This is a genomic window from Paenibacillus sp. FSL R5-0527, assembly GCF_038008055.1.
Classification (GTDB): domain Bacteria; phylum Bacillota; class Bacilli; order Paenibacillales; family Paenibacillaceae; genus Fontibacillus; species Fontibacillus macerans.
Genome location: NZ_JBBOYI010000001.1, coordinates 3,374,941 through 3,388,172 on the forward strand (window position 1 = coordinate 3,374,941; position 13,232 = coordinate 3,388,172).

The 13,232-nt window shown below is 48.3% G+C and carries 12 protein-coding genes and 1 tRNA gene; 10 read left to right on the forward strand and 3 right to left on the reverse strand.

The features are described from left to right. The first annotated feature begins 160 nt into the window (after nt 1-160). The gene (locus NYE69_RS14915; protein ID WP_328270793.1) at nt 161-691 is read left to right on the forward strand and encodes an SAM-dependent methyltransferase; all 531 of its coding nucleotides are present in this window, start codon (nt 161-163) and stop codon (nt 689-691) included. Nucleotides 692-826: 135 nt separating this feature from the next. On the opposite strand, the gene NYE69_RS14920 is transcribed toward NYE69_RS14915, so the two are convergent. From NYE69_RS14920 to NYE69_RS14930, 3 genes are all read right to left on the reverse strand, one after another. Beyond that, entirely contained in the window at nt 827-1,738 is a 912-nt protein-coding gene (locus NYE69_RS14920) for a hypothetical protein (protein WP_328270794.1), read from the reverse strand. 90 nt (nt 1,739-1,828) lie between these two features. Continuing rightward, the gene (locus NYE69_RS14925; RefSeq protein WP_328270795.1) at nt 1,829-3,259 is read right to left on the reverse strand and encodes a hypothetical protein; all 1,431 of its coding nucleotides are present in this window, start codon (nt 3,257-3,259) and stop codon (nt 1,829-1,831) included. A gap of 250 nt (nt 3,260-3,509) precedes the next feature. Then, nucleotides 3,510-4,523, reverse strand: coding sequence for an alpha/beta fold hydrolase (locus NYE69_RS14930; RefSeq protein ID WP_328270796.1), 1,014 nt, complete (start codon nt 4,521-4,523; stop codon nt 3,510-3,512). A gap of 96 nt (nt 4,524-4,619) precedes the next feature. Here NYE69_RS14930 and NYE69_RS14935 point away from each other — a divergent pair, with 96 nt between their 5' ends. From NYE69_RS14935 to NYE69_RS14975, 9 genes are all read left to right on the forward strand, one after another. Continuing rightward, complete coding sequence (locus NYE69_RS14935) at nt 4,620-5,210, forward strand: TetR/AcrR family transcriptional regulator (protein WP_328270797.1); 591 nt, start codon at nt 4,620-4,622, stop codon at nt 5,208-5,210. Nucleotides 5,211-5,314: 104 nt separating this feature from the next. After that, nucleotides 5,315-5,399 (forward strand) — tRNA-Leu (locus tag NYE69_RS14940). A gap of 348 nt (nt 5,400-5,747) precedes the next feature. Further along, nucleotides 5,748-7,760: a polysaccharide deacetylase family protein gene (locus NYE69_RS14945; RefSeq protein WP_328270798.1), complete on the forward strand. Its 2,013-nt coding sequence runs from the start codon at nt 5,748-5,750 to the stop codon at nt 7,758-7,760. 614 nt (nt 7,761-8,374) lie between these two features. Continuing rightward, on the forward strand, nt 8,375-9,442 hold the full coding sequence (locus NYE69_RS14950) for a methionine ABC transporter ATP-binding protein (RefSeq protein WP_328270799.1): 1,068 nt from the start codon (nt 8,375-8,377) through the stop codon (nt 9,440-9,442). Then, nucleotides 9,439-10,119, forward strand: coding sequence for a methionine ABC transporter permease (locus NYE69_RS14955; RefSeq protein ID WP_328270800.1), 681 nt, complete (start codon nt 9,439-9,441; stop codon nt 10,117-10,119). Before NYE69_RS14950 ends, NYE69_RS14955 begins: the two co-directional genes overlap by 4 nt. A 96-nt stretch (nt 10,120-10,215) precedes the next feature. After that, nucleotides 10,216-10,677: an S-ribosylhomocysteine lyase gene (locus tag NYE69_RS14960; RefSeq protein ID WP_328270801.1), complete on the forward strand. Its 462-nt coding sequence runs from the start codon at nt 10,216-10,218 to the stop codon at nt 10,675-10,677. 5 nt (nt 10,678-10,682) lie between these two features. Beyond that, nucleotides 10,683-11,453: an SDR family NAD(P)-dependent oxidoreductase gene (locus tag NYE69_RS14965; RefSeq protein WP_328270802.1), complete on the forward strand. Its 771-nt coding sequence runs from the start codon at nt 10,683-10,685 to the stop codon at nt 11,451-11,453. Between the two features lie 37 nt (nt 11,454-11,490). After that, a complete protein-coding gene (locus tag NYE69_RS14970) occupies nt 11,491-12,339 on the forward strand; it encodes a MetQ/NlpA family ABC transporter substrate-binding protein (RefSeq protein WP_328270803.1) in 849 nt (282 codons plus the stop codon). A gap of 9 nt (nt 12,340-12,348) precedes the next feature. Further along, nucleotides 12,349-13,062 (forward strand): 5'-methylthioadenosine/adenosylhomocysteine nucleosidase, encoded by a 714-nt coding sequence (locus tag NYE69_RS14975; protein ID WP_328270804.1) that lies wholly within the window; start codon nt 12,349-12,351, stop codon nt 13,060-13,062. Nucleotides 13,063-13,232: the final 170 nt, after the last annotated feature.

The following is a 13,232-nucleotide window of genomic DNA, read 5'->3' on the forward strand; positions in this document are numbered from 1 at the left end:
ATTTTAGTGCGATTCGGTCATATTACCGTCTATTTTTAAAAAACGGAGTTGATTTACATGTATCATTTATTAGTTGAAATATAACGTTACTATCGGCCTATAAGTGCTCCGCCTTCTGCGAAGTCCAGATTAAAGACTTTAAGAAGAGGAGTAAATCGGGTTGAACAAACGGAAATTACCTTTGTGGCGTTTGCTGCTGGAACGGGGTTTTTTTGAGGAGCGGAAGGAAGTTGTCAGTTGGATCATGTCGAATAAGGTGCTGGTAAACGGCCGGTCTGCGGTTTATGAAGGAGAGCAGGTTAGAGAAGATGTTGAGATAGCCATAAAAGGTTATGAACAGAAATATGTCGGAAAAGGCGGTCTTAAGCTTGAAGGAGCGCTGGATCGTTTTCAAATCGATGTTTCCGGTAAAATCGCTTTGGATACGGGAGCCTCAACGGGTGGGTTTACCGATTGTTTATTGCAGCGCGGTGTAGCGAAAGTGTACGCGATCGATGCTGGGTATGGTCAATTGGCGGGCAAGTTAAGGCTTGATTCCCGGGTCGTTAACTTGGAAAAGACCAATATTGGTTCCGTTTCGAATAGACAATCCCGGAATATTTCGACAAATTCTCAAAGAGCTTGTCGATTTTACAGAAAGCATCGGGCTTCACGTTTTGGGTATCACGAACAGCCCGGTTACTGGGAATAAAGGAACGAAGGAATTTTTTCTATGGCTCGGTCAGGGCGGACCTTTTGCAGGTAGAGATATCCACAAAGATTTCGCCTGCGATCGAGTATAAAACCGGCCCGCAAATGCTGTGTAAGCCAATTGTGGGCCGGTTTCTCATATCTGCTTTCCGAGGATAAGCGCGAAGTACTCTATATTTCTTGTTAAAAAGTCTTTGTTCTCAAAGGATGTATTCTGGAACTTGCTGTTCATATCTTCCAAGAACGCAGCCATATTTGAGGTGTCGGCGCCTGCAAACCGGTTGTCGATCTTCGTGTTGTTCAAAACCGAATTCACATCGTTGATTTCAGTACGGTAATTCCTCGACCATTGCGGGTTCTTAATCAGCTTCTGATTGAAATCCAGCAGAATTTCCATAAAGCCTTCGCCGCTGCCGCCATTCGCCATATCTGTGACAATCTCGGCTAATTTATTGGCGGATTCCGGATCATATTTTTTCATCAAGGAATCGAAATTGACATAATCATCGGGCGCGCCATCAGGTTTGCGAGGGATATCGATATAGCTTGCTTGGCCGGTCTCCGGATCGACTGTTCTGGTTTTGGCATATGCGGCGATCTTATCCATAGTGGCTAGGAACTCGGCCGCTTCGCCCTTTGTCATGTAATTGTCCGCGATAAATTTCGCCTGAGACAGACCGCTCTCAAGCAGCGCCGCCCGTTTGCTTTCATCCGCGACGGAGCCGTCCGGAACAAAGTTGGAGCTAATTAAGTAGTTTACGGCTTCCTCCACTTCCGGCGCTTTTCCTTTAAGCAATTGCTCTAAGGAAGTATCAATTTCAGCAGTAAAAAACGGCCTTATCGAATGGTGCTTAATCGCGCCTACAGGCAATTCGCGACTGCTAACCCCTTCAGCCAGCCGCTTGGCCGCCTCGCTGATTTCCACGCTGTCGTGCCCCGGAAGGGCGAAGCCCGTTTCCAGTTTCAATTCGTTGTTCGCTTGGTTGTTATCCCGATTTTGAGTGTAGAGTCTAGGAAGCGATGAGATCGCATTACTTTCGATTTTCATGTTATACCTCCTTGTACAACCCCATAAAAAAATATGCCGATATACATAAATATATCGGCATATTCTCCCATATTTTTAACTTAATCTCATTTATCCTCCGTAGATGCTGTACGCAAAATGATACACTTGTTGCTGGGCGTTAACGTCGATATTGTCGGCTACCGCCGCGATCACTCCGCATATATCGTAATAATGGGTGAAACTGATCGGACCGGGCAAATAATTGCTGATGCTTCCCGTCGAGGGCGGTAAACTCAGGGTTACGGAAAACTCTCCGGCGCTGTTGGTATTCGCGTACCCGACTCTCGTGCGGTTACCGCTGGATTCGGACCAATACGGATTTTCCCACAGGACGATGACGCTTGTGTTCGCTACCGGAACATTATCCGCAGTGGAAACCTTGCCGTTCACCGTAAATGTTCGTCCGGTGATTCTATATTTTTTTCCGTAATAATAAGATGGATAATCGTTAGGTCCGCCGTCCGAGTTGAATCCGGTAATCTGAATTTTTTCGGCTCGCAATACGGGCGTCAGAGCCAAAGTATAATTGGTTGTTTCGGAATATGTCCCCGTTGAATAAACGCGGAGATAATACGAGCCGGTGCCTAGCGGTACGTTATTGTTGGCCGGCGTGATTAATTGCAGCCGGTTGTCGCTCAGCACCGCATAGACTTCCGCTCTATAACCTTTCGCGGCAGAAGCGCTGTCTAAAGTGATATTCATGGCATCATAATTCCGGCTGCTTGGCACGGTCAGCACATACCAGTCATTATCGACGATGGAGTTAAGCGAACGGCTGGAGAGATAGGACCCGCCCGTATTTACCGTGATCCCATAAGCATGAAAAGCATTTTCGTCCGTTTCGAAGCTGTCATACGCACTACTAATAGCAACGGTTAGATAAAACGGATCATTGATGCTGCCGCCCTTTTTGGCGTGAACTTCAAGCAAATAAGCTTTTTCCGACGCAGAACTGTTGTTTACTCCGACATTTTCCGAAATGGTGGATCTTCCGTAACTATAATTGTTAAAATAGGTGCCGTAGATGGAGTAGTCGATTAGAGCAACTGCGGTATTCGTAGACATATCGAGTTCATATAAATACAGATCATAGTCCAGCTGCTCCGAGCGGGGAAGGTCGAGCTGGGCCTGCAATATTTCGCCGGCTTGTACATAAACGGGGTATAAGTACGCGGACTCCCCTTCCCGGGCCAATACCCCCGTGTAAGTGGCATAAGTGGCCGTTGTGGCGGAAACGGCGCTTGTTTTAGCAAGTGTACGGGCGGCATGTGAGTCTATGCGTTGAGAACTTTCAATACTATCCAAATCACTGACAATTTTATGCTGATTGGCTTCGCTAACGTCAACCCCTGGTTCAGCCTTAACAAGATGGTCAATAACATCAGGTTGATTCGCGGTTTCGGTTCCGGTTCCGGGTTCGGCGGCAAATACAGTGAGATTAAACGCAAGCAACAACACGAGGCTTAAAATCATGACCATAGACATCCTGGCAGCCTTCATGATTATAACTCCTTTCGTAATAAGGAAATGTGGAGGAGTTCAAGTTCTAAAGCAGGTGACGGCTTTCTACTTCAGGCCTCCTAACCTGTCCGTTTGTGCTTCATCCGTTGAACTGCCTGCCCGTAGCCGATGAAGTTCACGGTTGTTTAATCTACTGTTTTCACAGGTACTACTATCTATTAAAGCGCTTTTTTGAATAGAAAATCAAGGGAATTTATAGCAAAATTTAGGATGTTATGAGAATCAGGTTCTACCGCCCCGGCAATACATCGAGAATGGTATCCACGACCAGCTCCGGCTGGTCATGAATGACCATATGGCCGCTTTTTTCCGCGACGATTAAACGGCTGTCCGTGGAGATATCCAGCATTTTCCGCTGTCCGGACTGCCAAATTTCCTCAAGCTTCCGGCCGGCGGTTTCCGAAATGCCCACTTGGGCGTAGTCGTGCGGGAGACCGCGGGCAATAATCCGCACCGGCAAAGCGCCTAAACGTTGTCCCCGAATGGCATCTTCGGTGGTATAGGCGAGTTCCGCTTCTTCTTCCTTTGTTTCAAAATAGCTTGGGGTCGCAATCACATTGATAAATTGCCCCCGGTCTTCCTCCGCCACCAAGCCTTCCAGCAAAGTGTCTTGAAACAGGCGCAGGATACCCGACTGCTTGAGCAGCTTAAGTGTGGAAGCCGGCGGGTTTCCGGTAAAACTCTCCGCTTCCAGGATCGCTTGGGTATCCCGGGCATCATCCTCGGGTCTGGCGTCAACAAGGACCAAGCCCATGACTTCGTCCGGGTAGGTTTGGGCAAATAGGCGGGCATACATCCCTCCCAAAGAGTGCCCAACCATGAGGTAAGGCCCTGGGATATTTTCCTGCTTCAATGCGCTGTAAAGCTCATGGACGATCTGGTCCCCGGTTCGTTCATGCGTGGCCTTCTCGCTCCATGCGTACCCCGCCCGGTCGTAGGTGACGACCGTCGCATATTGGGCGAGCTTGTCCGGGATATCCCGCCAGGACAAACTTGTTTCTCCGCTTCCCGCCTCGAACACAATCGTCTGGGACCCGCTGCCCGATTTCACCAAATGCAGATCATATCCGCCCACATCGACCATTTGGCCGGGAGAAGGATAGTCTTTCGCGGCTTGTTTCGAAGCGATGGCTTCATAAATAAAAGCAGCGCTGATCAGAGTGATCCCAACGGCTAATGTAACCCCCAAACTGTATATCAATTTTCTCCATGCCTGTGTTTTCTTTTTTTCGCTTTTGCCCATGTAAAGGTTCCTCTCTCATTTCTGTTTATTTAGCACAATGTACTAAAAAGATTTTAGCACGTTGTACTAAAAAGGGGAAGAGCGTATAATAGGACTATGCCAAAAATCGTGAACCATGAAACGCAAAGACGTTTAGTCGCTGAAGCCGCATTAAGAGTGATTCGGCAATCTGGCCTGGAACAGGCTACCGTGCGCAAAATTGCGGAGGAGGCGGGGCTGTCGGTCGGGTCTATGCGCCATTATTTCTCATCGCAGGTTGAACTGTTTGCCTTTTGCATGAATATTTTCGTCGAACGGGTTGAGAAAAGGTTGGAAGCTTTTGAGTTAACAGGGCCTCTGCTGACCGACTTAAAAAGATTGCTGCTGCAGTTTTTGCCTGTTGATGAGGAGAGATCGCTGGAAATGGAGGTATGGTTTGCTTTTCATGCGAAAGCCTTGGTTTATCCCGAATTAAGGAGGTTAAGCGCGAATATTCAGGATGGGTTACATAAAGCTTCTCGTTTCGTGCTGGAAGAGATCATACGAAACCGGTTGGCCCGGCCCGATCTGAATATCGAACTGGAGACCGAGAAATTGTATGCGCTCATCGACGGATTAGCCATGCATAAAATCATGCAACCGGACCGGCTGCCGGTGGAAAGGCTGGAAAGCCTCCTGGAATCTTTTCTGGCGGGTTTATGTGCTTAACCACTTTTGAACTGCTGCTGCGGGTGTGAATTTTTTGTTGACTCTTCTGGAGATGCATGATATTATAAATTTCGTTGCTGCAAAACAATGCATCGACGAAATACGCGGTCGTGGCGGAATTGGCAGACGCGCACGGTTCAGGTCCGTGTGGGCTAACCCCCCGTGGAGGTTCGAGTCCTCTCGACCGCATCAGCTTGTCAATGAATGAGCTCTTGAATTTCCTTTTATGGAGATTCAGGAGCTTTTTGCATATTCGGAATATGTAAGGTGCTGATCCTCCACTTGTACTGAACTAATCCAACAATATCGTACGTTAATGGGGATGCGGGAGCACCATAAATTTGTGCTTGTAATAATGCGCTCTATTTTCGTACGGAATACTGCGTCTAATTTGCAATTATGATAGATTATATGATAGTCTTTCATTTGCTCCAAGTTTTCATAGTTTACAATTTAGCTACTAGTTCTCTAAAACTCTGATACAATTACTATATATACTATTTTAGTACATAAAATAATATTGCTGAAAGTAGGTCAATGGAAATGAAGCAAAGGCATCATTGGTTCAGACTTGTTGTGTTTACCGTAATGGCGCTGGCCTTGGTTTTTACAGCCGGAGCCGATTACGCGGCGGCGGCCTCCTCAAAGGGGACCAAAGCCAATAAAATGGTGGCGTTAACCTTTGATGATGGACCGGACAAAAAATATACCGATAAGGTGCTTGATATTTTGAAGGAACACAAAGTGAAGGGCACGTTTTTTGTAGTAGGAGACAGGGTTAAGCAGTATCCCGATGTTATGAAACGCATCGTACAAGAAGGTCATGCTTTGGGCAATCATTCGTGGAGTCATTCTGAACTAACCAAGCTAAGCAAAGAGAAGGCCCGCCAAGAAATCGTAAAGACGGATAATGCGATTCGCGAGATTACCGGCGCTGCACCGACCATGATGCGCCCTCCCTATGGGGCGACATCGGCTCGGGTGAAGGGAGAAATTAAGGCGTTGGGACATGCCGAGGCGCTGTGGAACATAGATACCCGGGACTGGGCGGCGGACAGCTCTGTTGCCGATATTCTCAAAGCGGTGAAGTCCAACTCCAGTAACAAGATCACCGTGCTGATGCATTCCGGGGGAGGAAAGCGGGATAAGACGGTCAAGGCGCTTCCCCAAATTATTGATTACTACCGGTCGAAAGGCTACACTTTTGTTACGATGGCCGAACTTAACGGTTTGCCTGACAATCTGGGAGTAGCCAAAGCTTCCGGCAGCTCTAAGGACGCTACCGACGCCGCCGACGCTGCCGACGCCGCAAAATCGCAGGCTTCGCAGGATACCGACAAAATAGCTACGGTTACTGTCGACAGTTTAAACATTAGAAACGGCGGCGGCTTGCAATATGAGGTAATCGCCAAAATTCCTGAGGGCTCGCAAGTCACCCTTTTGGCCAATGAAGGGGATTGGTTTCATGTCAAGTTGCCGGATGGACGGACGGGTTGGGCAAGCGCCGGCTATTTAAGCGTCAAGTCGGATGCTTCGGGCGATACGCCTCAACTTGATGAGGCGAATAGCGCTACCCAACGCAACATCCGTTTGATTTACAATGGCTCGGAAGTTAATTTTCCGGATGCAAAACCGTATATGGATGCAAACAGCAGAATACAGGTGCCCGTCAGGTTTATGGCAGAATCTCTGAGCTTTTACGTGAAATGGGAGGGAAGCGGGACTCAAAAAACGCTTATTTTATCCAAAGGCGATGTGAATGTCGAATTGAAAATCGGCGACAACTCCGCTGTTGTCAACGGGACGCCAATAAGTATGGATACTAGCGCGATGATACTTCAGGGAAGAACCTATGTCCCTTTACGATTTTTGAGTGAACTTGCCGGAATGGATATTACGTGGAGCTCCGCCGACGATACCGTTACACTGTCTTACAAGAAGCCGGTAGAAGACATCGCCAAACCGGTAGAAGACATCGCCAAACCGGCAGAAGATCACGCCGCACCGCCAGAAGACAATGCCGAGGAATGGACCACGTCCGGCAATACTTACATATTGTCCGCCCCAAGGGCTACTGTCGAGCAAGCCAAAGCATGGGCAAGGGCCAAGGGAGCGACGGACGTGTTCATAGATCTAGCGGATATTGTCTGGGAGGAGGCACTCGAAGCGGGCGTCGACCCGGTTGTGGTGTACTGCCAGGCTGCAAAGGAAACGGGCTTTGGAAAATTTGGCGGCTTATTGGATGAAACGTTTAATAATCCGGCCGGCTTAAAAACGCAGGTAGGTGGCTCCGACACGGATCATCTGGCACACCAGCGCTTTTTCAGTTGGCAGGAAGGGGTTCAGGCGCAGATTGATCATTTGGCCCTGTACGCAGGCGCTCCAGGTTATCCTAAAGCGTATACACCCGATCCAAGGCACTTTCCAGGTTTGTTGGGGCAGGTCGTTACGGTGGAAGCATTAGGCGGATCATGGGCGACCAGCCCCACTTATGGCATCGAAATTGTTGGGATGATGACGGAATTGGAAACGACGGCAAGCAACTTCTAAGAGATCGTCTCACCGGCCTGAATCGCGGCGCGAAAACAACGAATGTCTTTGATTAGCACTCCGATAAATTTAAACCCATGGCTGAATTTTGTAGTCATGGGTTTTTATATTGCTTTTTGCCTTATCTTCAAGAACAGTTCGAAAACGCGTTCGTGTCTTGGTATCCTTGCATGCTGCTTTGCACGATTATCCCATTTGTTCAGGGGGTAGAGGGGGGAGGGGCTGATCACGGTCCTTTCATTTTTCCCGGTGTCTTGCTCCGTTCCTCCCGTCAGGTCTGCTTCACTTCTCCTAAACCTCATTCTCACAAGCTAGTCTAACGATCTCGAACATGTCTGCTTCCCCCAAACCTATTTTCTTCTCCTGAATTTATCTTCCTCTCTGCTTCCGGATCAAACGGGATAATCGTGCAAAGCGTCCGGACAGCAGATGTTGATCTGCCGATATTTCTTGCCATGATCGGTTCCCGGCTTGACTGTCAAGCGCCAATTATTAGGTTAAGCCATAAATAGGGGAAAAAATTTTGTAGCAATTCCGAGTAAACTGATGTAAAATGACAGAAATAAATTTTCCGGAACAGTCGTAGTGTAGAAGTTTAGAAAGGGTTGGGCATCATGATTACTTTATCCAATATTCAAGTTACCTTTGAAACTGGGTCACAACCGGTTACAGCCGTTCAGGATATCAGTCTGCAGGTTGACGCGGGAGACGTATACGGCATTGTCGGCTACAGTGGGGCCGGGAAGAGCACGCTGGTTCGTGTGATCAATCTGCTGCAGCGGCCTACGGCGGGAAGTGTAGTAGTAAATGGGCAGGATTTGCTGGCTTTACAGCCTAAGGATTTGCGCTTGGCCAGGAAGCGGATCGGGATGATTTTTCAGCATTTTCATCTGATGAACTCCAGAACAATCTATGACAATGTGGACTTTCCCTTGAAGAGTTCCAAGCTCTCGAGGCGTGAAAGGGAGCGGAAGGTTAAACAATTGCTAGAGCTGGTAGGCTTATCGGATAAACTGAATGCTTATCCTTCACAATTGTCAGGGGGGCAGAAGCAAAGGGTAGCTATAGCCAGAGCGCTGGCGAATGATCCGGAAATATTGCTGTGCGATGAAGCGACCAGTGCTTTGGACCCGAAGACGACGCTATCCATTCTGGAATTGCTGAAAAAATTAAAGCAAACGTTGGGACTGACGATTGTCATTATTACGCATGAAATGCAGGTCGTGAAAGAGATCTGTAATAAGGTTGCCGTTATGGAAGCCGGGCGCATTATCGAGCAGGGCGATATCGTCTCTATCTTTAGCCGTCCGCAAAATACGTTGACCCGTGATTTCATTAATACGGCTACTCATATCGAGCAAATGCTGGACAAGCTCACGTTGCATCCTTCACTCCTTCATCTGAAGGATAACGATATGCTGTGCAAGATTTCTTATATCGGCGATAGTACAAGTGAACCGGTTATTTCCGAGCTTACTGCTCGTTACCGGGTTAAGACGAATATTCTATTCGCGAATGTGGAGATCTTACAGCAGACGCCCATTGGCAATCTGATCGTAGTGATGTCCGGCTCTACCAGTGATCTGGAGGAAGCTTTGCGCTACTTGCAGTCGGCTCGGGTAGACGTTGAAGTTATCAATTCCCGGCTTCTTCAGAATAGTAAGGTGGGTGATCCAGCATGAATGAGTTTTTTACAAAATATTTCCCTAACATCTGGAATTTAAGGGAGGACATCCTGCTAAGCACCTATGAGACGATTTATATGGTGGTCGTTACCTCATTATTTTCCGTGTTATTTGGAATATTGTTTGGCGTCACCCTGGTTGTGGCGGACAGGGGAGGGATTCTGGAGAACAGGCTGGTTTATAGTGTGTTGGAGAAACTCATCAACCTGTTCAGATCCATTCCCTTCATCATTCTTATCGCTGTTGTCGTGCCGCTTACCCGTCTTATTACAGGCACATCGATCGGCATGAATGCGGCGATCGTGCCCCTGGTCATCGGCATCGTGCCTTTCTATGCCCGGCAAATACAGAATGCGTTAGTGGAAGTTGATTCCGGGATTGTTGAAGCAGCTCAGTCAATGGGGTTGGGACCGCTTGAGATTATTTTCCGCGTGTACCTGAAAGAAGGCTTGTCTGCGATAATCAGGGCCTCCTCGGTGACGATCATTAACCTGATCGGGCTGACCACGATGGCTGGGGCCATCGGCTCGGGCGGCTTGGGTAGTTTGGCTATCAATAAGGGGTACAACCGATTCCAGACGGATATTACACTTGTAGCTACGATTCTGATCTTGATTCTGGTGTTCGTGTGCCAATTCATCGGGGATTATTTCACCAAGAAGACGACGCATTGACATCGGGGTATTACTAGGGTTTGCGCGGTATACTGCCTCTAATCTCTGGGCGGGTACCGGTCAAATATACAACATTATAAAAAGGACTGAAAAACAATGGCAAAAGTAGAAAGCTTCCAATTGGACCACACGATCGTAAAGGCTCCTTATGTCAGGGCGGCAGGGCTTGAGCATGACGAAAAAGGCAGCACTGTGCAAAAATATGATCTTCGCTTCCTGCAGCCGAATAGAGACGCTATTCCGACGGCAGCACTTCATACCCTTGAGCATCTGCTCGCTACCTATATGAGAGACGAGATTCAAGGCATCATCGATATTTCTCCGATGGGATGCAGAACCGGATATTATCTGATTCTCTGGAATGAGCATGATCCCGAAGAGATCGCATCCGCATTGGAAAGAACGCTGAAGCGCGTGCTGGAAACAACCGAGGTTCCGGCTGTCTCCGCGCTGGAATGCGGTAATTACAAGGATCATTCCCTGTTCTCTGCTCAAGAATACGCGAAGATCGTATTGCAAGCCGGAATCAGCAGAGATCCTTTTGAAAGAGTATTGTGATCGCCATGATTACTTTGGATTTATCGCCTCAAACGGCGGTTGTAACCGGCGGCAATTCAGGCATTGGACAAGGCATCGTACAAATTTTACTGCAGAGCGGGGCCAGGGTCATTTCTGCCGATCTCGCTCATGAAGGGGATTATAAACAAGTTAACGGGCAGTTGTTTGAGTCCGGATTGGATTTGTCCCGATCGGAGGATATCTATCGCTGGTCCAATATTGTGTTGGAACAGGCGGGGGTTCCGGATATCGTCGTGAATTGCGCTGGCATTTCCACGATGGATTACGTGATTGACAGCAAGCTGGAGGATTGGGAGAAGGTATTCTCCATTAATTCTACGGGGTTATACCTGGTATCGAAAATATTTGCGAAAGCGATGGTCGATGCCGGAAAGCCGGGCAGAATTATCCAAATGGCTTCGCAGGCCGGCAAGAACGGCTACCGGGCTATGGGCGGATATTGCGCATCAAAGCATGCGGTGCTTGGATTAACCAAGGTGATGGCGATTGAACTGGCACGGCATAACATACTCGTCAATGCGATATGTCCGGGTATTGTGGAGACGCCAATGAAGCATCGGGAGCGCATCGAAGGCGGATTAATCCGCGGCATGACGGCCGAGGAGATCTATGCGGAGGATTGTTCCCAAATTCCGCTGGGCAGAACGGCCGAGGTCAGGGATGTTGCCAACGTCGCTCTTTTTTTGGCCAGTCCCTTGTCTTCGTATATGACAGGGCAAGCCATCAATGTAACTGGCGGTATGACCATGCATTAGGAGAAATTGCATCCAGATATAAAGGGGAGAAGATTATATGAGAAAAAGTAAACTATGGGGCGGACTAGCACTCGGATTGGTATTGATACTGGCGACTGCGGGCTGCGGCGGCAAATCATCGGGCGATGGCGAGAAGATTGTCATTGGTTCGCAGGGTTCCGATGCTCAGATTTGGAAGCATATCGCGCAATCACAGGCGGCCAAGGATGCCAAGCTTAATATTGAAGTCAAGGAGATCAATGGCGGCGTTGAGTTGAACAACGCTACCAAGGAAGGCGAAGTCGATGTGAACGCTTTTCAATCCTGGGCTTATCTCGTCAACTATAATAAAGAAAGCAATGGCAATCTGGTAGCAACAGCGACCACATATCTTGAACCGATGGGCATCTATTCACAGAAGATCAAGGATATTAAGGAGGTTCCGGACGGCGCCCTCGTCGCCCTGGCAGATAACCCGGCCAATACGGCCAGAGGCTTAAGCCTGCTGCAGGCAGCCGGGCTGATCAAATTGAAGGATGATTTTAATTTGGGGACAGGTACGGTTAACGATATTGTCGAGAATCCGAAAAATCTGAAGTTCAAGCTGATCGACGATACGACCGGCCCGCGGGTGATTCAAGACGTCGATCTGGTACTGATCGGCAATACGATTGCTCTGGAAGGCGGATTGAATGTCCTGAAGGACTCCTTGTTCCATGAGGAAATTTCCGTAGATACGAAGAATAGCATCAATGTGCTGGCGACTACTTCCGATAAACAGAATGATCCAGGTATTCTGAAATTAGGTGAGTTGTATCACAACGAGGATACGCAGAAATATATTGAGCAGGAGTTCGGCGGCACAAAGGTGCCTGTAGATAAGCCGATCTCTTATCTGCAAGAATAGAGAGGCTCTATGCGGATTGCTATAATTGCGGCGATGGAGGAGGAGATAACTCCTTTTCGCAGTCAGGCACAAATTACGGCCAGGACCCAAGTAGGCAAGGTTACCATTGAGGAAGCTGTGTACCGGGGCCAATCCCTGATCCTCGTAGAAAGCGGCATCGGCAAGGTCAACGCAGCCGTCGCAACCACGCTGTTGATCGAACGGTATCAGCCGGATCTGATCCTAAATTCCGGATCTGCTGGCGCATTTGGCGCAGGATTGAGCGTCGGCAATGTCGTTGTCGCAACGCAGTACATTTATGGCGATGTTGATGCGACTTGTTTCGGTTATGAACCCGGTCAGGTTCCGCAAATGCCGGCCAGCTACGATTTGGATGCTGGCTTGCTGGATCAGGCGAGGAGAGTAGCGGCAGCGGCAGAGCTCCAGTATTCTCTCGATTTCGGATTAGTATTGACCCTGGATTCATTCATGAGTGAGCCGGAGAGGGTAGAAAGGATCAAATCAACCTTCCCCGCCGCCAAGGTATCGGATATGGAAGGGCTGGGTATAGTGCAGGCCGCTGCGCAATATGGAATACCGGTATTAGCCGTAAAAGCGGTATCCGATATCGCCGGACATGGCGGTGTGACGGCTGACAGCTTCGATGATAATTTGGATGCCGTTGCTGCTCATGCCGCACATTTTACGGATCTGATAATTCAGCAGCTTCTGTCGGGTCTATGAAAAGGTATTAAATGAATCCATTTTGAAATTCAAAAAGAGCGAGTGTTCGTGGCCGGATTTCCACTTATGCTCGCTTTTTCTTTTTTTAAATTCAGAAAGCTGATTACTCTGCAGTGTAACAACCCAATTCATAGTAAGTATTATTGTTGAAATCAAAGCTTTTAATCACG

Coding starts and splice junctions, on each gene's coding strand:
- NYE69_RS14920 (WP_328270794.1), bottom strand. CDS start 1,738: ATGAAAATCGAAAGTAATGCGATCTCATCGCTTCCTAGACTCTACACT.
- NYE69_RS14925 (WP_328270795.1), bottom strand. CDS start 3,259: ATGAAGGCTGCCAGGATGTCTATGGTCATGATTTTAAGCCTCGTGTTG.
- NYE69_RS14930 (WP_328270796.1), bottom strand. CDS start 4,523: ATGGGCAAAAGCGAAAAAAAGAAAACACAGGCATGGAGAAAATTGATA.
- NYE69_RS14935 (WP_328270797.1), top strand. CDS start 4,620: ATGCCAAAAATCGTGAACCATGAAACGCAAAGACGTTTAGTCGCTGAA.
- NYE69_RS14945 (WP_328270798.1), top strand. CDS start 5,748: ATGGAAATGAAGCAAAGGCATCATTGGTTCAGACTTGTTGTGTTTACC.
- NYE69_RS14950 (WP_328270799.1), top strand. CDS start 8,375: ATGATTACTTTATCCAATATTCAAGTTACCTTTGAAACTGGGTCACAA.
- NYE69_RS14955 (WP_328270800.1), top strand. CDS start 9,439: ATGAATGAGTTTTTTACAAAATATTTCCCTAACATCTGGAATTTAAGG.
- NYE69_RS14960 (WP_328270801.1), top strand. CDS start 10,216: ATGGCAAAAGTAGAAAGCTTCCAATTGGACCACACGATCGTAAAGGCT.
- NYE69_RS14965 (WP_328270802.1), top strand. CDS start 10,683: ATGATTACTTTGGATTTATCGCCTCAAACGGCGGTTGTAACCGGCGGC.
- NYE69_RS14970 (WP_328270803.1), top strand. CDS start 11,491: ATGAGAAAAAGTAAACTATGGGGCGGACTAGCACTCGGATTGGTATTG.
- NYE69_RS14975 (WP_328270804.1), top strand. CDS start 12,349: ATGCGGATTGCTATAATTGCGGCGATGGAGGAGGAGATAACTCCTTTT.